Raw genomic sequence first — 19250 nt, 5'->3', positions numbered from 1 at the left:
CGAAATCCGCCGACATGGGCAACCGGGCGGCTCCCGGGCTTCGCCGGGTCCAGCCTCGGTGCTAAATGACGCGTGCCTGCCTGGAATGCGGGCGGCGGGTGGTCTCAGCTATCGACCGTCAGGTTGAGCTGCGTGACGATCTCCGTCCATTCCTTGAGGTTGCGCTCGATCTGGGCGCGGAAGGCGGCGGGGTCCCGGTAGCTCGGGACGGTATCCAGCGCCAGCAGGCGCTCATGCGTCTCCGGCTTCTGCGCGGAGATGCGGAAGGCTGCCGCCAGCTTGTCCAGGATCGGCTGCGGCACCCGCGCCGGGGCCAGCAGGCCGGAGAAGCCGCCGAAGACGAAGCGATCGGAGAAGCCCAGATCCTTCAGCAGCGGCGTGTCCGGCAGCGCCGGGCTGCGCCGGTCGCCCGAGGTTGCCAGCGGCCGGAACCGCCCCACCTTCACCATCTCCCCCCGCCGTGGCCATGCTGAGGAAGCCGCCATCGATCTGCCCGGCCAGCAGGTCCTGCACCATCGGCGCCTCGCCGCGGTAGGAGACGGTTTCCGCCTTCAGCCCGGCTTCCTTGGCCAGCAGCAGGCCGAAGGCATGGCCCGTCGAGCCCGGCGCATAGGCGCCGAAGGAGAGGTCGCGGCCCTTCCCCCAGGCGATGAACTCCTGCAGCGTCCGGATCCCGGCCGGCACCTTGGGTCCGATCATGAAGGTGATGGAGGTGGAGCCGAGCTGCCCGATCGGGGCGAAATCCTTCACGAAATCATAGGGATGGCGGCGCAGCACCACCGGGGACTGGATGGAGGTGGTGATGGTGAAGAGCAGCGTGTAGCCATCCGGCACCGCCTTCGCCGCGGCTTCCGTGCCAATCATGCTGCCGGCGCCGCCGCGGTTGTCGATGACGATGGTCTGGCCGAGTTCGGGCTGCATGCCCTCGGCAGCGATGCGCGCCCAGGTATCGGTGGCGCCGCCGGCGGGGAAGGGCACGATGAAGCGGATCGGCCGGTCGGGGTAGGCGCCGGCCGTGCCCTGGGCTCCCCCTTGGGCACGCGCCAGCACGGCGGGCATGGCGAGGGTGCCGGCCGCCAGGCCGAGCAGTGGACGACGCCGCATGGTGTGCTCTCCCGAGACAGGTTCTGTGGCCGCTGCCGCGGCTCTCGGCCCCAGGCTATGGGCGGGCGCGGTGGGCGGCAAGCCGGGGTGGCCCATTCTTCCGCGCCCGGTTGCGCGGCGGGCGCCTCGGCCATCTCGGTCCATTGCTGCAGGCTGCGCTCGAGCGAGGCGCGGAAGGTGGCCGGCTCCTCATAGCCCGGGATGGTCTGGATGGCGCGGAGTCGGCGCAGCGTTTCCGGATTGGCCGGCACCGCGCGGGAGACATCGGTGAGGCGCTCCAGGACAGGCTGCGGCACCCGCGCCGACGCAAAGAGCCCGTTGACGCCGCTGAAGTCGAAGCGCCGGAGGCGCTGCGGCAACCGGAACCGGCATCGCCGCCGCGGATGCGGCCGGCCCGCTCGCGCCGGGCTTGCCGCGCCCTGCGCCTGCATATACTCTGCAATCTATTGAAATTGCTAGGGAAAATATGTCGATCTCTTCAACTGAAGACCTGTTCAGCCTTGCGGGCGACGGGCATGGGATGCTGGGCACGAACAAGGGTGGCGTCTTTGGGCGGCGGGGCATGGCGGGCTTCGGCCTGGCGGGGGCGGTGGGCCTCGTTTCGGGGCCGGCAGCCGGGCAGGGCGGTGCCGTGCCCGGCGGCGACCTCTCGCGGCAGCCGCCTGTCGAGATGGTGGTGGAACTCGGCAATGCCGATGGCGGGCATGTCTTCGGGCCGATGCGGCTGCGCTTCAGCACCGGGCGGCTCTACCGGCTGGTGCTGCGCAACCCCAGCCCGGAGCCGCACTACTTCACCTCGGAGGGCTTCGCCGCCAGCATCTGGACCCGCAAGGTGCAGGTGATGCGCCCGGACGCGGCGGGGCAACCCCGCGTCATGGCCGAGTTCAAGGGCGCCATCCGCGAGATCGAGGTCTATCCCGGCTGCGCCGCCGAATGGTGGTTCGTGCCGGTGCAGGCGGGCCGCTTCACCGACCTCCGCTGCGAGGTCAAGGCGGCGGATGGCCGCAGCCATGCCGAGCACGGCATGCGCGGCGAGATCATCATCGAATAGGCGCCCCGCCCTATCCGCGGTCCGGGTAGTCCCGCCCGGGCCGCGCCCGATAGGCCGGCAGCGACCAGCCGCGCAGCAGCGCCACGGCGCGCAGCCCGAAGGCCGCCAGGAAGCCGGCCGCCAGGGCCGGCTCCCGCCACACCCCCTCGATCCGCAGCGCGACGAAGGTGGTGGCGCCCACTGCCGCGGCGGTGAGGTAGATCTCGCGGCGGAGGATCAGCGGCAGCTCGTCGCAGATCACGTCGCGCAGGATGCCGCCGGTGGTGGCGGTGACGACGCCGAGCAGCACCGCCGCCCAAGGGTCCGCCCCGGCCAGCAGGGCGATCTCCGCACCCACCACCGCATAGAGGGCCAGCCCCAGCGCATCGACCCAGAGCAGCAGGCGGAAACGGCTTTCCACCAGATGCGCGGTGAAGAAGACCAGCACCGCGGCGGCGGCGCACACCCCCAGCAATTCCGGCGCCCGCAGCCAGAAGACCGGGGTGCGGCCGAGCAGCAGGTCGCGCAGCGTGCCGCCACCGAAACCGGTGACGATGGCGATCAGCACGAAGCCCACGATGTCGAGCTGCTTGCGCGACGCCACCAGCGCCCCCGAGGCGGCGAAGGCGGCGATGCCCAGGAGGTCGAGCGCCCGCAGCAGTTGCTCGAAGGCGGCCAGGCCACTGGGCACGCTATTCGGCGGCCACCGTCTCCGCCCGCCGGCCCGCCACGCTCGCCGTGCGCGCCCCGCCGGCGCAGAACAGCGACAGGCCGAGCAGGCCCGCCACGACAGGCAGCACCAGCCCCGGATGGCCCATGTCGATGAGGATCCCCATCGGCACCGGGGTGATGGCGGAGCCAAGCGGCAGCCCGGCCGAGACGAAGCCGAAGACCTTGCCGACCTGCCCCGGCGGCGCCGCGTCCCGCAGCATGACGTCCCGCGGGGTGCGGGAGGTGCCGAGCGCCAGCCCGGCCACCACCGTCACCGCCGGCAGCACCAATTCCGGCAGCGGCACCAGGCCCGGCACCAGCAGCAGCGCCATCGCCACCAGGGTCAGCACCACGACCATGCCGAGCAGGCTGCGGCGCGTCTTGTCGGCGATCCAGCCGCCGACCAGGGTGCCGCAGGTGGCGCCCACCAGGTAGCCGGTGAGCGCCGAGGAGGCGACCAGCACCGGCGTGCCCCAGAGCTCGCCCAGCACCGTCACCAGCCAGGCCTGCACGCCGGAGCCGGCCATGGAGGTCAGCAGGAAGAAGGCGAAGAACAGCAGCATCGGCCGGCTCAGCAGCACCTCCCGGCCGGAGGGCTCGTCCTGCCCCTTCGCCGGCCTGGCCTGGTCCTGCAGGATGCGGCTTTGCAACAGGATCGCGCCGACCACCGGCAGGCCGAGCAGCCCGACCGTCAGCAGCGCGCCGCGCCAGTCCATCACGCTGAGCAGCAGCGCCACCACCGGCGGGGCCAGGGCAAAGCCGAGATTGCCGGTGAAGGTGTGCAGCGCGAAGGCCCGGCCCATGAAGGACTTGTTCACGCTGCCGGCCAGGATGGCATAGTCGGCCGGATGGATGACGCTGTTGCCGATGCCGGAGAGCACCGCCAGCGGCAGGATCATCCAGAAGGCCGGCGCCAGCGACATGGCGGCGACCGACAACGCCATCAGCAGGGTGCCGCCGACGAGGAATGGCCGCGCGCCCCAGCGGTCCACCCAGAATCCCACCGGGGTCTGCAGCACCGCCGTGGTGCCGCTCATCAGCGCCACCGCCAGGCCGAGCGTGGCGAAGGAGACGCCGAATTCCTCGCGCCACAGCAGAAACAGCGGCGGCAGGGTCAGCATGTAGAAATGCGAGAGGAAATGCCCGGTGCCGATCAGCGCCACGATGCGCGCATCGTGGCCATGGCTGGGGGCGGGGGCCGGGCTGGCGGCGGTCATGGGCGGGCCTCGTGCAGTCCGGCGCAAGCCTGCGGCCGTGGGGGGCGCGCCGTCAACGAGCGGATGGGGAGGGGCTGGTCCGCGGCAGGGGCGGGGCAGCGGCGGGCGGGTCAGCCGGCGGGCGGGGGCGGGAACCAGTCGGCGTTCAGGACTTCGGCGTCGAGATCGAAGTAGGACGCATCACTGGCCGAAAGCCAGGCCCGAACTGCTTCGGCATCGTGCCCGTCCCTGGCGAACTGGCGGGTGAACAGCCTGGCTGCCCGCGCCCAAACCGGGCCGGCGAGTTCCGCCCGGCGCGCCCGCAGCGAGGGACTGTCCTCGAACACGGCCTCGATGGCGGCCCGGAATTCATCGGTCTCGGTCTGCCAATGCCGCCGGCTTTGCTGATCCGGATGGAAGCGCAGCTTGAGGAGATGCACCAGGATCTGCTGTAGCCGGCTTTTCACCTCATTCCGTTGCGCACTGCCCAAATCCTCGATCTCCTCGGCGAGGTGCTCGATATCGAGCGCATTGGGCCGCAGCTTCTCCGGCCAGGCGCGGAGCATCGCCGCCTGGTCCTCGGTCCAGGCATGGAAGTCCCGTTCATAGAGGGCGGCCGGATCGCTCATGGCCCTATCTTGGGGCTCCGGCCGATGCGCTTCCAGCCCCGTCTCACGCGGCCGCAGCCAGCTCCGCCCCGCCCAGGCTCTCCCGGATGAAGCCCACCAGCGGTTCCACCAATTGGCTGCGCCCGGCGGTGTCGCCGAAGACGCACATCTCCGCGGTGCCGAGCGGCGGCAGGCTGGCCACCTCCACCAGCCTCGGCGGCAGGCCGGAACGGCCGAGCACGGTCAGCGCGAAACCCGCCTGCGCCGCTGCCGCCACGCCGAGCAGGCTGGCCGAGGTGTAGACCACCTCGAAGCCGAGCCCCGCCCGGGCCAGCGCCGCCAGCGCCCGGTCGCGGAACATGCAGCCGGGCGGCAGCATGGCGAGCGGCAGCGGCCGGCCCTCGGGCGCCACCCAATCCGGGGCGGCGACCCAGACAATAACCTCGGTCCAGATCGGCCGCCCCGCCGTCTCGCCGTCGCGCCGCTTGCCGAGCACCAAGTCCAGCGCGCCGGCTTCCTGCGCGGCCCGAAGCTCGTGGCTGCGGCCGACTTCCACCTCCAGGCGCAATTCCGGATAGGTGCGGGCGAAGCGGGCCAGCAGCGGGGCCAGGTTGCGCGGCACGAAATGGTCGGCGACGCCGAGACGCAGCCGCCCGGCGACCGGCGGCGCCACCATCCGCCGCACCGCCTCGTCGTTGAGCGCCAGGATGCGCCGGGCATAGGCGAGCAGCGTCTCGCCATCCCGCGTCAGGGCGATGGCCCGGCTGGTGCGCTCGAAGACCCGGCGGCGCACCACCTCCTCCAGCCGCTTGATCTTCAGGCTGACGGCGGATTGGGTCAGGCCGAGGGCCTGGCCGGCGGCGGTGAAGCCGCCGCGCTCCGCCACGGTGACGAAGCAGCGCAGCAGGTCGAGGTCGAGGTCGGGGACGCGCATGCCATGAAGATCGCTCATGGCATGCGCGGTTTCAATGAGGCCGGCTCATGGTTTGGCCGGAAGCCGGTCAGACCTCCTCGTCGAAGCCCCCGGCATCGTCATAGCCGGCATCGTCGTAGCTGGCCTGGGTGGCATCGTCCGGGGCCGCGGCCCAGGCATCCTGGCCCGCATCCGGGGCCGCGCCCTTGTCCCCGCCCCAGCCCTGCTCCGCGGCGGCGGCGCCCGGGTCGGTCCAGGGGGGAGGAGGCGGGGACCGCTTCCTGGCCGAAGCCGCCAGCGGCCGCGCCGGTATCCGCGGCCGGGGCCGCATCCGCGCCCGGCGTGGCGGCATGCGCCGCGCCGCCATGGCCGGAGAGGGAGTTCATCAGCATGTTGCCGAGCACCATGCCGCCGGCCACGCCCGCCGCGGTGGTCAGCGCCGTGCCGAGGAAGCCCGAGCCCGCACGGCCCTGCTGCAGCATCGCCGGGTTGTGGCCGGGCGGATAGACCGGCTGCGGCGGCGGCGGCATCGGCCGGGCAGGGCGGCTGTTGCTGCCGCCGCCGAACATGCCGAAGAGCCCGCCCCGCTGCGGTTCCGCCTGGGCCCGGGACTGCGCGTTCTGCACCTCCCATTCCAACTGGCGGATGCGGTTCTGCGCCTCCACCAGCGCGGCTTCCTGCACGAAGGCGGTCTGGGTCAGGCGGTAGCGCGCCTCCGGGTAGCGGGCGAAGAGGTCGGCGATCAGCGCATCGGCTTCCCGGTCCACCGGCGGCAGGGCAGGGCGCTGGCCGGTGGCGGGCACGCTGCCGCCCCATGGGCCGGGGGCCGCCGCGGCGGCGGGTGCCGCGCCGGCGACCCGCTCGACATACTGGGTGATGATGCGGCGCTCTTCGTCGTTCATGGTCCCTCGTCTCCTTGGTCCGCCCCGGCGGCGCGGCCGCCCTTTGGCGGGCGGTCCGGCCATGCGGGCCACGCCGCGAAGTGGCCCGGCGCGCCGGCGCTTTCAAGCCGCATCCGGTTCGGTGCGGGGTTGTTCCGCCGGCTAGCTCACCCGCGCCGGCAGCGACAGCCGCCGCCACTCGATCACCGGGCAACGGTCCTGCACGAAGCGCAGCCCGGCGGCCCGCGCCCGCTCCCCCGCCGCATGGTCGATGACGCCGAGTTGCAGCCAGACGCTGCGGGCGCCGAGCCGGATCGCCTCGTCCACCACCGCCCCGGCCTCCTCACTGCGGCGGAAGACATCCACCATGTCGAGCGGCCCCGCCTCCTCCAGCCGCGCCGCCACGGTGGCGCCATGCAACTCGCGCCCGGCGATGCCGGGGTTGACCGGCACCACCTGGTAGCCGCGGTCCACCAGGAAGCGGCTGACTCCGTAGCTCGGCCGCGCCGGGCGGTCGGAAGCGCCGACCACGGCGATGCGCCGGGTGGTGAGCAGGATGTCGCGGATCTCGTCATCGGTCATGGGATGGTTCCTGGCTGGCTTCGGGCCGGGCCGCAAGCGCGGCACACCGATACCGCGCTTCCGCCGCAATGCAGGAGCAGAAGCGGTGGCCGCAACCCTGGTTCCCTGATGTCCCGTCTCCCTCCCGCCTTGCTGGCCCTGTTCCTCCTGCTGCTGACCGGGTTGCTCTGGTGGCTGCCCAACCGGCCGCAGGCGGAGGCGCTGGCGATGCCGGCAGCGCGGTTCAATTCCGTCTCCTTCGCCCCCTTCCGCCCCGGCCAATCGCCGCTGCGCGAGCGGTTCCCGACCACGCAGGAGGTGGAGGAGGACATCGCCCTGCTGGCCCCCAGCATCCGCGGCATCCGCACCTATGCCTCGCTGGAAGGCGATTACGACATCGCCGCCATCGCCGCGCGGCACGGGTTGAAGCTCTGGAACGGCGCCTGGCTCGGCCCCGATGCCCGGCGCAACGAACGCGAATTGGCCCAGGCGATCGAGATCGCCAACCACCACCCGGAGACGGTGGAGCGGGTGGTGGTCGGCAATGAGGTGCTGCTGCGCCGCGACCTGCCGGTGGCCGATCTCGCCGCCGCGCTGGACCAGGTGCGGGCGGCGGTGCGCCAGCCCGTCACCTATGCCGATGTCTGGGAATTCTGGGAGCAATTCCCGGAACTGGCGCGGCATGTCGATATCATTACCATCCATATCCTGCCCTATTGGGAGGACCAGCCCACCGCCATCGACGCCGCCATGGCGCATGCGGAGCGGGTGATCCACCGCATGCGGGCGCTGTTTCCGGGCAAGCCCATCGCCATCGGCGAGATCGGCTGGCCGAGCCGCGGCCGCTGGCGGGAGGATGCGGCGCCCTCCCGCGTCAACCAGGCGGTGTTCCTGCGGCGCTTCATTGCCTTGGCGCAGCGGGAGGGGCTCGACTACAACCTGATCGAGGCTTTCGACCAGGAGTGGAAATACAAGTCCGAGGGCACGGTCGGTGCCGCCTGGGGCCTCTTCACCGCCGACCGGGCGCCGAAATTCCCGCTGCACGGGGCGGTGGTGGAGAATCCCACCTGGCCGCTCCATGCGGGTGCGGCGGCGCTGCTGGGCCTGGGGTTCTGGCTCGGCACCTTGCGGGCCGTGCCGGGGTTGCCGGGCATGGCGCGGGCGGGGCTGGCGGTGCTGGGCTTCACCCTGGGCAATGCGCTGGCCTTCGCCTGGGCCGGCACCATGCCCTATGCCTTCGATGAGCATCTGTTGCTGGCAGCCTGGGTGAACCTGGCCGGGCAGGCGCTGCTGGCCGGTTTGCTGCTGCGCCGGGCCGCGCTGCTGCTGGCCGGCCAGCCGCCGGAGCCGGTGCGGAGCGGCGCGCAGGCGACGGCGACGCTGCGGGACCTGCTGCGCTTCCGGCTCGCCTGGCGGGGCTGGCGGCAACTCGCCTTCCAGGACCTGTCCTTCCTCTTCCTCTGGACCGCCATGGTCCTGCAATTGCTGCTGCTGATCGACCCGCGCTACCGCGACTTCCCGCTGGCAAGCTTCGCCGTGCCGCTGGTGGCGGTGGCGGCGCGGGCGCTGCTGCGCGACCTGCCGCGCGGCGGCGGCGGGCGGGAGGAAGCCTGGGCGGGCGGGGTGCTGGCCCTGGCCGCCATGGCCTCGGCGGGGCAGGAGGGCGCGGGTAATTGGCAGGCGATGGGCTGGAGCCTCGGCGCCCTGGCGCTGGCGGCGCCGGCCCTGCTGCGCTGCCTTTCGCCTCGGCGCTTGCCAGCGGCGGCCGCGCCCGGCATTCAGGGGGGAGCCCAGCGGGGCCTGTAGCTCAATGGTCAGAGCGGGCCGCTCATAACGGCTTGGTTGGGGGTTCGAGTCCCTCCGGGCCCATACCCGCTGCCGGCCCCATGCCGGGGACGCGGCCCGGCGATGCCTTGGCCCGGCGCCCCCCCGAACGCTACATAGCGCCCGAACCCCCGCCCCCAGGAATCCGGAAATTATGGCCGCCCATCAGTACATCTACGTCATGAAAGACCTGACCAAGTCCTATCCGGGCGGGCGCGAGGTCTTCAAGGGCATCACCCTCTCCTTCCTGCCGGATGCCAAGATCGGCGTGCTCGGCCCGAATGGCGCCGGTAAGTCCACGCTGATGCGCATCATGGCCGGGCAGGACACGGAATTCGGCGGCGAGGCCTGGGTCGCGCCGGGCGCCACCGTCGGCTACCTCTCGCAGGAGCCGCATCTCGACCCCGACAAGACGGTGGGCGAGAACGTCATGGAAGCCTTCGCCGAATTGCAGGGCCACCTCGCGCGCTTCAACGAGATCTCCGGCCTCTTCGCCGAGCCGATGTCGGATGAGGAGATGAACACCCTGCTCGCCGAACAGGCCGAATTGCAGGAGAAGATCGACGCCGCCAATGGCTGGGATCTCGACCGCACGGTGGATATCGCGCTCGACGCGCTCCGCTGCCCGCCGGCCGAGAGCCCCGTCACCACCCTGTCCGGCGGCGAGCGGCGGCGCGTGGCGCTCTGCAAGCTGCTGCTGGAGAAGCCCGACCTGCTGCTGCTCGACGAGCCGACCAACCACCTCGATGCCGAGAGCGTCGCCTGGTTGGAACGCACCTTGCGCGACTATGCCGGCGCGGTGCTGGTCGTGACCCATGACCGCTACTTCCTGGACAATGTCACCAACTGGATCCTGGAGGTCGATCGCGGCCGCGGCTTCCCCTATCAGGGCAACTACTCCGCCTATCTGGAGCAGAAGCGCAAGCGCCTGGCGCAGGAGGAGCGCGAGGAGAGCACGCGGCAGCGGCAATTGGCCGAGGAGCAGGAGTGGATCGGCCGCTCCCCCCGCCGCCCGCATGTCCAAAAGCAAGGCGCGCATCGCCGCCTATGAGGATCTGCTGGCGAAAAGCCAGGAGCGCGCGCCCGACCCCACCGAGATCACCATCCCGCCGGCGCCGCGCCTCGGCAACCTGGTCATCGAGGCGGAGGGGCTGCGCAAGGGCTATGGCAACCGGCTGCTGATCGACGACCTCTCCTTCAAGCTGCCGCCCGGCGGCATCGTCGGCGTCATCGGCCCGAACGGCGCCGGCAAGACCACGCTCTTCCGCATGATCACCGGCAAGGAGGAGCCGGATGGCGGCACGCTCCGCATCGGCGATTCCGTGGAACTCGGCTATGTCGACCAGAGCCGCGACACCCTGGATGACGACCGCACCGTCTGGCAGGAGATCTCCGACGGGATGGACATCATCACCATCGGCAAGCGCGGCGTGCCCTCGCGCGCCTATTGCGCCGCCTTCAACTTCAAGGGCGCGGACCAGCAGAAGCGCGTCGGCATCCTCTCGGGCGGCGAGCGCAACCGGGTGCACCTGGCGAAGATGCTGAAGCGGCCGCACAACGTGCTGCTGCTCGACGAGCCGACCAACGACCTCGACGTGGACACGCTGCGGGCGCTGGAAGAGTCGCTGATGGATTTCGCCGGCTGCGCCGTCATCATCAGCCATGACCGCTGGTTCCTCGACCGCCTGGCCACGCATATCCTGGCCTTCGAGGGCGACAGCCATGTCGAGTGGTTCGAGGGCAACTACCAGGCCTATGAAGCCGACAAGCACCGCCGCCTCGGCACCGCGGCCGACCAGCCGCACCGGATCAAGTACCGGCCGCTGACCCGCTAGGGCCGGGGATGGGCGCGGCCTCCCTGCCGCTGCCGGGGCGCATCGTCCGCACTGAGCGGCTGATGCTGCTGCCGGTCGGGCTCGAGAACCTGCCGGAGCTGGTGCGGCTGAAGGCCGACCCACGGGTCTTCAGCTTCATGCTGCATGGCGTCCGCAGCCCCGAACGCACGCGGGAGGAGCTGGAGGACGACATCGACTTCTGGGAGGCGCGCGGCTACGGAACCTGGGCCGTGCACCTGATGCGGGACGAGAGCTTCCTCGGCATCACCGGGCTGATGGAACGGCCGGATGGCCGCGGCATCGCGCTCCGCTACGCGCTCTGGCCGGAGGTGCGCGGCCAGGGCTATGCGCGAGAGGCGGCGCGGGCGGCGCTGGAATTCGGCCATCGCGCCGGCCTCCGCCGCATCATCGCGGTGGCGCGGGAGACCAACCACCCCTCCCGCGCGGTGCTCGGCGAACTCGGCATGCGGGAAGCCGGCGAGTTCCTGAACCACGGCCACCGCATGCTGGTCTATGAGAGCGTGAAGCCGACCTGACGCAGCACCTCGGCATTCACCATCATCGCCGGATCGGGCTTGCCATCCAGCGCATCCAGGATGTTCCGCGCCGCCTGCCGCGCCATGCGCGCCAGCCCTTCCTCGGTGCTCGCCGCGTTGTGTGGGCTGACCACCACATTGGGTAATTCGAAGAGCGGATTGGCGGCCTCCGAGGGCTCGGCCTCCAGCACATCGAGCCCGGCGCCGAACAGCCGGCCGCTCCGCAGCGCCTCGGCCAGCGCCGCCTGGCTCACCAGCGGGCCGCGGGCGGTATTCACCAGGATGGCGCCGGGCTTCAGCGCGGCGAAGGCGGCGGCATCCATCAGGTGCCGCGTCTGCGGGCTCAACGGGCAATGCAGCGTCACCACATCCGCTTCCGCCAGCGCCGCATGGAAGTCGCGCACGGGTTGGTAGCCATCGGCGGCGATGCGGGCGGGGTGGTAGAGCGGGTCGAAGACCAGCACGCGCATGTCGAAGGCGCGGCAATAGCGCGCGACGCGGCTGCCGATGCGGCCATGGCCCACCACCAGCACGCTGCGGCCGGCGAGGTCCACCATGTCCGGGCCGCCCGGGAACCACCAGCCGCCGGTCTTCACATGGCGGTCCGCATCCACTGCCCGGCGCGCCACGGCGAGCATCAGCATCATGGCGTGTTCCGCCACGCTGAGGTCGTTGGTGCCGTTCACCACCATGACCGGGATGCCGCGCGCGGTGCAGGCCGCGATATCGACCGTGTCGAAGCCGACCCCATAGCGGGACACCACGCGCAGCCGCGGCGCCGTCGCCAGCGCCGCCTGGTCCAGCCGCTCCAGCCAGCAGAGCACCGCTTCGGCGGAGGAGAGGTGCTGGTGGGATTCCTCCACCGGCGGGTCATGCAGCGCAACGATGTCAAGGTCGGCCCGCGCCTCCAGCAGCGCCATGCCGGCAGGGTGGAGGCGGCGGCAGAGCAGGACACGGTGCGTCATCGCGGTGGATTCCTCCCGGATTGCCGGCAGCTTGCCGCCCGGCAGGGCAGGCCGCAACTTCGGTCCTTGCCGTTCGCCGGCCCCGCCGCTAGGGTGGCCCGGCAATGACCCCGCGCGCGCCCCTTTCCAGCCTGACCGGTGGGCTTCCCGCCGCGGGCGGCGCGTGCCTGGCGCTCGGCCTCCTCCTTCGACTTAGCCGCCCCTGGGCGTGACGCCCGGCTGCTTTCGGCCGGCACCGCTCAGGGGAACCTGAGGAGACTCTTGCGCAGTCACGGCATCGAAGGAACGCCACCCATGGCCATCGAGCATCCCAGCTTCGGCAAGCTGGACGACAACCGAATCATCATCTTCGACACCACCTTGCGCGATGGCGAGCAGTCGCCAGGCTTCTCCATGAACATCGAGGAGAAGCTGCGGATGGCGGAGGCGCTGGCGGAGCTCGGCGTCGACGTGATGGAGGCCGGCTTCCCGATCGCCAGCGTCGGCGATTTCGACAGCGTGCTCTCCATCGCCAAGCATTTCTCGAAGGATGGCCCGGTGGTCTGCGGTCTGGCCCGCACCGCGCCGGCCGATATCCTGCGCGCCGCGAAGGCGGTGCGCCCGGCGGCGCGCAAGCGCATCCACAGCTTCGTCTCCACCAGCCCGCTGCATATGCGCGTGAAGCTGCGGCTGGAGCCGGAGGAGGTGCTGGAACTGGTCACCAGCAGCGTCAGCCTGGCTCGCCAGCACACGGATGACGTGGAATGGTCGGCCGAGGACGGCACCCGCACCGATCCCGACTTCCTCTGCCGCTGCGTCGAGGCTGCGATCAAGGCCGGCGCCACCACCATCAACATCCCGGACACGGTGGGCTATGCGGTGCCGGAGGACATGCACCGCATCTTCACCATGGTGCGGGAACGGGTGCCGGGCGCCGACCGGATCGTGCTCTCCACCCACAACCACAACGACCTCGGCCTGGCGGTGGCGAATACGCTGGCCGCCATCCAGGCCGGGGTGCGGCAGGTGGAGGCCACCATCAACGGCATCGGCGAGCGTGCCGGCAATGCCAGCCTGGAGGAAGTCGCGATGGCGCTGCGCACCCGCAGCGACGCGATCCCGGTGCGGAACGGCGTGGTTTCGGAGAACATCCTCCGCACCAGCAAGCTGCTGGCCACCATCACCGGCTTCGACGTGCAGCCGAACAAGGCGATCGTCGGCCGCAACGCCTTCGCGCATGAATCCGGCATCCATCAGGACGGCGTGCTGAAGGACGCCTCCACCTACGAGATCATGACGCCGGAGAGCGTTGGCTGGACCACGAACAGCCTGGTGCTCGGCAAGCATTCCGGCCGCGCTGCCTTCCGCGACAAGCTGAAGGCGCTGGGCTATGGGGATGTCGGCGACAACCAGTTGAACGACGCCTTCCGCCGTTTCAAGGACCTCGCCGACCGCAAGAAGGTGGTCTATGACGAGGACGTGGTGGCGCTGGTCGATGATGAGGTGGTGCGCGGCCACGACCGGGTGAAGCTCACGGCGCTGACCGTGGCGACCGGCCTCAACACGAAGCCCATGGCGACCCTGGCGCTGGAGGTGGATGGCGATCGGCGGGATGGCATGGCCACCGGCGACGGTGCCGTCGACGCGACCTTCGCCGCCATCCGCAACGCCTTCCCGCATGAGGTCGCGCTGAAGCTCTATGCCGTGCAGAGCGTGACCGGCGGCACCGATGCCCAGGCCCGGGTGACGGTGCGGCTGGAGGAGAACGGCAAGCTGGTGGACGGGCAGGGGGCGGACACGGACACCATCGTGGCCTCAGCCCGTGCCTATGTGCATGCGCTGAACAAGCTGCTGGTGAAGCGCGAGCGCACGGCGCCGGCGGAGCAATTCGCGGCGCGTTCCGCGTAACAGGACAGGGCCGCGCCTCACTCCTCGCGTGAGGTGCGGTCCTCCTCGATCATGCGCAGGAGATCCTCGGGAATCGGCTCCTTCGCCACCGTATCGTAGAGCTGGTGCAGGCCGCGGCGAAGCCAGAGGTCGAAGGCGTTATCCACCCCCCCCGGTTCCGGTTCCCTGGGCGCCTTGCCCGGCTCGCCTGGTTGCTTCTCGTCCGTATCGCCCATGGCCCCTGCCGCCGAGGCCGGGATGGCGGCGATCCGTTCCAGGACCGCCGCCTCGCTCCGCATCATTGCACCTTGGACTCCCGCACGGACTTCGCCAATACCGATCACCTCAGACCGCTCGGACCGCGGCGTCGGCTGCGGCCCGTGCCGCTCCTCGCCCATCAGCCAGGTCTGCAACTGCCGCCGGGCGCGGAAGACGCGGCTCTTGGCCGTGCCGACGGCGCAGCCGGTCGCCTGCGCCACTTCCTCATAGGAAAGCCCCTGCAGCACCACCATGAACAGCGCCTCGCGCTGATCGGAGGGCAGCCGGTTCAGGGCGACACCCAGCTCCTTCAGCACCATCCGGTCCTCATGCGCGGCGCTCACCGCGAAGGCGGACATCGGCAGGTCCTCGATATCGGTGGTCTCGCGCTGCTTGCGGAGCGTGCTGATGAAGCGGTTGCGCAGGATGCGGTGCATCCAGGCGGCGAAATTGGTGCCCGGCGTGAAGCTGTCCTGCGCGGCCAGCGCATTCGCCACCGCATCCTGCACCAGGTCCTCGGCCGCGGCGCGGTTGCGCGTCAAGGCCAGGGCCTGCACCCGCAGCTTCGGCAGCAGCGCGACCAGTTGTCCGTGGAATTCCTTGCGGCCGCCACGGGCTTCGGTCGGCTGCGGCGTCGTCGCTGTCATTCCATCCATCAGGCTGGTCCCCTCTTGATCCACTGCAGACCAATGATCGGCAGCGGCGGAGGGTTGCATCGCGCTGGCGTTATCCCGTCACACGGTCGAGAGCGACAGCGAGCTGGCGGCGGGCGCGCGAGACGCGGGCCTTCATGGTGCCGACCGGGACGCCGCAGACCTTGGCCGCCTCCTCATGGGAGAGCCCCTGCGCGCCGACCAGCACCAGCGCCTCCCGCAGCAATGGCGGCAGGCCGGCGATGCCGCGCGCCAGGTCGCGCATCTGGCCGGGCACCTCCTGCATGGCCGGGCTCGGCTCCGGCTCGCCCGCCGCCTGCAACCGCGCCGCCTCGCGCCGGCGTGACCGCAATTGCTCATGGAAGACGTTGCGGATCACCGCGAGGCACCATGCCTTGAGATCGACGTCGTCCGAACGCCCATCCAGGGCGCGCAGGGTCCGCGCCAGCGCCTCCTGCACCAGGTCATCCGCTTCGGCGCGCGATCCCGCGAGGAACCGCGCGAAGGCGCGAAGCTCCGGCAACAATCCCGCGAGCGAGACGCGTAGCCCCCCTATCCATGGCTTGCTGGTTCACCCGGCGCTCAATATCAACCTGATCGGACCACGGCGAGGATGTCCGACGCCTGTGAAGGATGACAAGGCGATGAGCGCCATCGACCGGGCCGCACTGATCCGCGCCCTTCCCTATGCCCGGCGCTATGCCCGGGCCCTGACCGGCAGCCAGAGCCAGGGCGATTCGGTGGTGGCCGATGCCCTGCGGCGCGTGCTCGCCGAACCCGGCACCGACCTCACCGCCGATGCGGCGGCGCGCACGGCTCTCTATGGCGCGATCGGCGACGAGGTCCGCGCCACGGCGCCGGAGCGGGAGGGCACCGCGGCCAGCCTCACGGACGGCATGTCGCTGCTGCAACGGATGCTGCTGCTGCTGACCGCGCTCGAGGAGCAGCCGCTGGTGGCCGCCGCCGCCGCCTGCCGGATCGGCACCGAGGCGGCGGAGCTGGAACTGCACCTGGCGCGGGACGGGCTGCGGACCGGCGCCGCCACGCGGGTGCTCATCATCGAGGATGAGCCGATCATCGCCCTCGACATCCAGGAACTCGTGGAACGCTGCGGCCACAGCGTGGTCGGCATCGCCGCCACCGAGGCGGAGGCGGTGGAGATCGCCCGGGCGGAGCGGCCCGGCCTGGTGCTGGCCGATATCAACCTCGGCGCCGGCGGCGACGGGGCGAGCGCGGTGGCGCGGATCCTGCGGCATGTGACGGCGCCGGTGATCTTCGTCACCGCCTATCCGGAGCGGCTGCTGACCGGCGAGGCGGTGGAGCCGGCCTTCGTCATCACCAAGCCCTTCGACCCCACCACCCTCGCGGTGGCCACCTACCAGGCGGTGACGCGCGGGGTGCGGCCGGTCTGACAGGCCGGCCCGGCGGGTCGTTGAGCATCGGCAACCGCGGCAGGGGCGTGGCGTTGACGCTCGGACCCTGATCGGAGGCTGCTGCCATGCTCTATTGGACGCTGATATTCCTGGTGATCGCGCTGGTCGCCGGCCTGTTCGGCTTCGGCGGCATCGCCTCGGCCTCGGCCGGCATCGCCAAGATCCTCTTCGCCATCTTCCTGGTGCTGTTCCTGATCTCGCTGGTCTTCGGCGTCATCCGCGGCGCCTAGCGGCCGGCGCAGGGGGGAAGGCGGATGCTGCGGATGCTGCTCGCGCTGCTGGCGCTGGTCATCATGGTGCCGGTGGGCGCCGCGGCCCAGGCTGCCAGCGGCAGCAATGTCACGCCGGCACCACGGCGCCCGAGCGATCTCTGGTTCGACCCGACGCAGCTTCCCTCCTTCACCGGCACGGTCGAGCGGTATCTGAGCAATCCGCGCGGCGAGGTCGATGCGCTGCTGTTCCGGGAAGGCCCGCAGGTGGTGTTTCCGCCCGATGTCGCGGAAGCGGTACGGCAGGTGGCGCCGGCCGGCCGGCCGATCATCGTCTGGGGCATCCGCGCGCGGACCGCGCCCGTCATCACCATGCTGGCCTTCGCCCCCAATGGCGATGCGACGCCCGTGGTGGTCGACCGCTTCTACTGGCGGCTCGCCGGCCGCCAGCCGGTGGAGCAGGCGGTGCGGCTGGCGGTCGCGGGCACGGTGAAGCAGCCCTACTACTCGCCGCAGGGCGAGGTGGCAGGCGCGATCCTGGAGGATGGCACGGTGGTGCTGCTGCCGCAGGGGGCGGCCGAGGGGTTCCGGGACCTGCTGAAGCCCGGCGCCAAGCTGGCCGCCGAGGGCCTGGGCCAGGCGAGCGAGACGGGCCGCGCACTGCTGGCGGAACGGCTGGGTGAGACTGCCGAGGCGCTGCGGCCGGTGCCCGCCACGCCGGCTGGGCCCGCGGCCGCCCCTCCCGCCGCGCCCGGTCCGCAGCGCTGATCCAGGCCATGACCACGCAGCAGGATCGGGAGCCCGAGGCGGACACCGCCCCACGGGAAGGTTTCATCCGCCGCTTCTGGCGCCTGGCACGCGGCTATTTCACGGGCGACGAGCGCTGGCGGGCGCGCGGCTTGGCGGCGGGCGTGCTGGTGCTGACCATCCTCCAGATCGGCATCCAGGTGCGGTTCAACATCTGGAACCGCGACTTCTTCAACGCGCTCGAGACCCGCGACCGCTCCGCCTTCTTCGGCCAGATGTGGTTCTTCCTGGTGCTGGCGGCAGCCAGCATGGTGACGGCGGTGGGCCAGCTCTATGTCCGGCAGATGCTGCAGCTGGACTGGCGGCGCTGGCTGGTCTTCCAGCTGCAGCACCGCTGGCTGGAGAACGGGCTGCATTACCAGCTCAACTTCCTGCCCGACGCCGCCGACAACCCGGATCAGCGCATGAGCGAGAACACGCGCTGGGCCACGGCCATGGCGGTGGACATGGCGGTCGGGCTCATCACCTCGGTGCTGATGCTGGTCTCCTTCGTCGGCATCCTCTGGACCCTGTCGGGGCCGCTGCATGTGGCCTTCGGCGCCAATGAGTTCGACATCCCGGGCTACATGGTCTGGGCGGCGCTGCTCTATGCCGGCATCGGCTCGGGCTTCACCTGGCTGATCGGCCGGCCGATGGTGGAGTACAACATCCGCCGCAACCAGGCCGAGAGCGACCACCGCTTCGCCCTGGTCCGGCTGCGCGAGAGCAGCGAGGGCGTGGCCCTGATCCGCGGCGAGGCGGATGAGGAGCGTGGCTTGCAGCGCGCCTTCAACCATGTCGTCACGGTGATGAAGGACCTGATGCGCAGCGAGCGCCACCTGATGTGGCTGACCTCCGCCTATGGCATGCTGCTCACGGTCTTCCCGGCGCTGGTGGCGAGCCCGCGCTTTTTCGCCGGCGCCATCACCCTCGGCGTGTTGATGCAGATCTCCTCGGCTTTCTATCAGGTCACCTCCAGCCTCAACTGGTTCGTGGACAATTTTCCGCGCCTCGCCGATTGGCGCAGCCATGTCGAGCGGGTGGTGGAGCTGGAGGAGACGCTGGAATCGGCCCAGCACATCGAATCCGACAGCGTGATCTCGGTGGTGGAGGGGCCGCTGCCGGATGGGCGGGACGTGCTGGCCTTCCGCGACCTGCAGATCGCGCATGCCGATGGCAACGTGGTGATCGACGAGGCCACGGCCGAGATCCAGCAGGGCGAGAAGGTGCTGATCGTCGGCGAGAGCGGCTCCGGCAAGTCCACCCTGTTCCGCGCCATCGCTGGGCTTTGGCCCTGGGGCTCTGGCGAGATCCGCATCCCGCCGCGGGCGCAGATGATGTTCATGCCGCAGCGGCCCTACCTGCCGCTCGGCACCCTGCATGCCGCCATCACCTATCCGGCCCCGGCGCGCAAGTTCTCGGAAACGGCTGTCATCGCCGCGCTGGAACGCTGCGGGTTGCCGCATCTTGCTTCCCGCCTGCAGGAGGAGGAGCGCTGGGACCGCATCCTGTCGCTCGGCGAGCAGCAGCGCCTGGCCTTCACCCGGCTGCTGCTGCACAAGCCGCGCTGGGTCTTCATGGACGAGGCGACGGCGGCGCTCGACGAGGAGAACCAGGATGTGATGATGCGGCTCTTCCCGGAGGAACTGCCAGAGAGCGCCCTGCTCTCCATCGGCCATCGCCCCGGCCTCGATGCCTATCACGACCGGACGCTGACCCTGGTGCGTTCGGCCGAAGGGGCCAGGCTGACCACGCGGCGGCGCCGGCCGCCGCCGCGCCGGCCACCCTCCGGGCCGCTGGTGGCGGTGGGGCAGGGGACGCTGCGCCGGCTGCTGCGGGGGCGCTCGGCACGGGCGTAATGGTGGGGCCGGACCGCGGACA

17 protein-coding genes, 1 tRNA gene and 3 pseudogenes are annotated in these 19250 nt (G+C 71.0%); 10 read left to right on the top strand and 11 right to left on the bottom strand.

Annotated elements, in window-relative coordinates; all coding sequences use genetic code 11:
* Positions 1 to 104: 104 nt before the first annotated feature.
* Positions 105 to 449: a tripartite tricarboxylate transporter substrate binding protein gene (locus tag KSF81_RS30345; RefSeq protein ID WP_254453692.1), complete on the bottom strand. Its 345-nt coding sequence runs from the start codon at positions 447 to 449 to the stop codon at positions 105 to 107.
* 28 nt (positions 450 to 477) lie between these two features.
* Positions 478 to 1059 (bottom strand): annotated as a pseudogene (locus KSF81_RS30340) (Bug family tripartite tricarboxylate transporter substrate binding protein); the annotation flags it as partial.
* Positions 1060 to 1570: 511 nt separating this feature from the next.
* Here KSF81_RS30340 and KSF81_RS22270 point away from each other — a divergent pair.
* On the top strand, positions 1571 to 2155 hold the full coding sequence (locus tag KSF81_RS22270) for a hypothetical protein (RefSeq protein WP_217380820.1): 585 nt from the start codon (positions 1571 to 1573) through the stop codon (positions 2153 to 2155).
* A 10-nt stretch (positions 2156 to 2165) separates the two neighbouring features.
* On the opposite strand, the gene KSF81_RS22265 is transcribed toward KSF81_RS22270, so the two are convergent.
* The 6 genes from KSF81_RS22265 to KSF81_RS22240 all read right to left on the bottom strand — a co-directional run bounded on the left by KSF81_RS22265 (position 2166) and on the right by KSF81_RS22240 (position 7025).
* Positions 2166 to 2825: a trimeric intracellular cation channel family protein gene (locus KSF81_RS22265; RefSeq protein ID WP_309139649.1), complete on the bottom strand. Its 660-nt coding sequence runs from the start codon at positions 2823 to 2825 to the stop codon at positions 2166 to 2168.
* A gap of 1 nt (position 2826) precedes the next feature.
* Positions 2827 to 4062 (bottom strand): MFS transporter, encoded by a 1236-nt coding sequence (locus KSF81_RS22260; protein ID WP_217380819.1) that lies wholly within the window; start codon positions 4060 to 4062, stop codon positions 2827 to 2829.
* Between the two features lie 110 nt (positions 4063 to 4172).
* On the bottom strand, positions 4173 to 4670 hold the full coding sequence (locus KSF81_RS22255) for a DUF29 domain-containing protein (RefSeq protein WP_217380818.1): 498 nt from the start codon (positions 4668 to 4670) through the stop codon (positions 4173 to 4175).
* A gap of 43 nt (positions 4671 to 4713) precedes the next feature.
* Entirely contained in the window at positions 4714 to 5601 is an 888-nt protein-coding gene (locus tag KSF81_RS22250) for a LysR family transcriptional regulator (RefSeq protein ID WP_254453691.1), read from the bottom strand.
* 80 nt (positions 5602 to 5681) lie between these two features.
* Positions 5682 to 6464: a DUF2076 domain-containing protein gene (locus tag KSF81_RS22245; protein WP_217380817.1), complete on the bottom strand. Its 783-nt coding sequence runs from the start codon at positions 6462 to 6464 to the stop codon at positions 5682 to 5684.
* A 141-nt stretch (positions 6465 to 6605) separates the two neighbouring features.
* Entirely contained in the window at positions 6606 to 7025 is a 420-nt protein-coding gene (locus KSF81_RS22240; protein ID WP_217380816.1) for a CoA-binding protein, read from the bottom strand.
* 108 nt (positions 7026 to 7133) lie between these two features.
* On the opposite strand from KSF81_RS22240, the gene KSF81_RS22235 reads away from it, so the two are divergent.
* The 4 genes and pseudogenes from KSF81_RS22235 (at position 7134) to KSF81_RS22220 (ending at position 11199) form a co-directional block, all read left to right on the top strand.
* Entirely contained in the window at positions 7134 to 8810 is a 1677-nt protein-coding gene (locus KSF81_RS22235) for a glycosyl hydrolase family 17 protein (protein WP_217380815.1), read from the top strand.
* Positions 8801 to 8873: transfer RNA gene (locus KSF81_RS22230), tRNA-Ile, on the top strand. Before KSF81_RS22235 ends, KSF81_RS22230 begins: the two co-directional genes overlap by 10 nt.
* Positions 8874 to 8982: 109 nt before the next feature.
* A pseudogene (gene ettA / locus KSF81_RS22225) lies at positions 8983 to 10663 on the top strand (energy-dependent translational throttle protein EttA).
* A gap of 8 nt (positions 10664 to 10671) precedes the next feature.
* Positions 10672 to 11199, top strand: coding sequence for a GNAT family N-acetyltransferase (locus KSF81_RS22220; protein ID WP_217380814.1), 528 nt, complete (start codon positions 10672 to 10674; stop codon positions 11197 to 11199).
* Here the strand turns inward: KSF81_RS22220 and KSF81_RS22215 are convergent.
* Entirely contained in the window at positions 11175 to 12164 is a 990-nt protein-coding gene (locus KSF81_RS22215; protein WP_217380813.1) for a hydroxyacid dehydrogenase, read from the bottom strand. The genes KSF81_RS22220 and KSF81_RS22215 overlap by 25 nt on opposite strands.
* A gap of 294 nt (positions 12165 to 12458) precedes the next feature.
* On the opposite strand from KSF81_RS22215, the gene KSF81_RS22210 reads away from it, so the two are divergent.
* Positions 12459 to 14051, top strand: a complete 1593-nt coding sequence (locus KSF81_RS22210; protein ID WP_217380812.1) for a 2-isopropylmalate synthase — start codon at positions 12459 to 12461, stop codon at positions 14049 to 14051.
* Between the two features lie 368 nt (positions 14052 to 14419).
* Here KSF81_RS22210 and KSF81_RS30335 read toward each other — a convergent pair.
* Together KSF81_RS30335 and KSF81_RS22200 are read right to left on the bottom strand one after the other, a co-directional pair.
* Positions 14420 to 14944: pseudogene (locus KSF81_RS30335) on the bottom strand (sigma-70 family RNA polymerase sigma factor); the annotation flags it as partial.
* A gap of 70 nt (positions 14945 to 15014) precedes the next feature.
* On the bottom strand, positions 15015 to 15464 hold the full coding sequence (locus KSF81_RS22200; protein WP_254453690.1) for a sigma-70 family RNA polymerase sigma factor: 450 nt from the start codon (positions 15462 to 15464) through the stop codon (positions 15015 to 15017).
* Between the two features lie 121 nt (positions 15465 to 15585).
* On the opposite strand from KSF81_RS22200, the gene KSF81_RS22195 reads away from it, so the two are divergent.
* The 4 genes from KSF81_RS22195 to KSF81_RS22180 all read left to right on the top strand — a co-directional run bounded on the left by KSF81_RS22195 (position 15586) and on the right by KSF81_RS22180 (position 19228).
* Positions 15586 to 16353 (top strand): PhyR family response regulator anti-anti-sigma factor, encoded by a 768-nt coding sequence (locus KSF81_RS22195; protein ID WP_217380810.1) that lies wholly within the window; start codon positions 15586 to 15588, stop codon positions 16351 to 16353.
* An 86-nt stretch (positions 16354 to 16439) separates the two neighbouring features.
* Entirely contained in the window at positions 16440 to 16604 is a 165-nt protein-coding gene (locus tag KSF81_RS22190) for a DUF1328 domain-containing protein (protein ID WP_217380809.1), read from the top strand.
* Between the two features lie 24 nt (positions 16605 to 16628).
* Positions 16629 to 17351, top strand: a complete 723-nt coding sequence (locus KSF81_RS22185; RefSeq protein WP_217380808.1) for a hypothetical protein — start codon at positions 16629 to 16631, stop codon at positions 17349 to 17351.
* A gap of 8 nt (positions 17352 to 17359) precedes the next feature.
* Positions 17360 to 19228, top strand: a complete 1869-nt coding sequence (locus tag KSF81_RS22180; RefSeq protein ID WP_217380807.1) for an ABC transporter ATP-binding protein/permease — start codon at positions 17360 to 17362, stop codon at positions 19226 to 19228.
* Positions 19229 to 19250: the final 22 nt, after the last annotated feature.

It is taken from the genome of Siccirubricoccus sp. G192 (assembly GCF_019084075.1).
Taxonomy (GTDB): Bacteria; Pseudomonadota; Alphaproteobacteria; order Acetobacterales; family Acetobacteraceae; genus G192.
The sequence above is the reverse complement of the archived record's forward strand: the minus strand, read 5'-3'. Positions and strand labels throughout refer to the sequence as shown.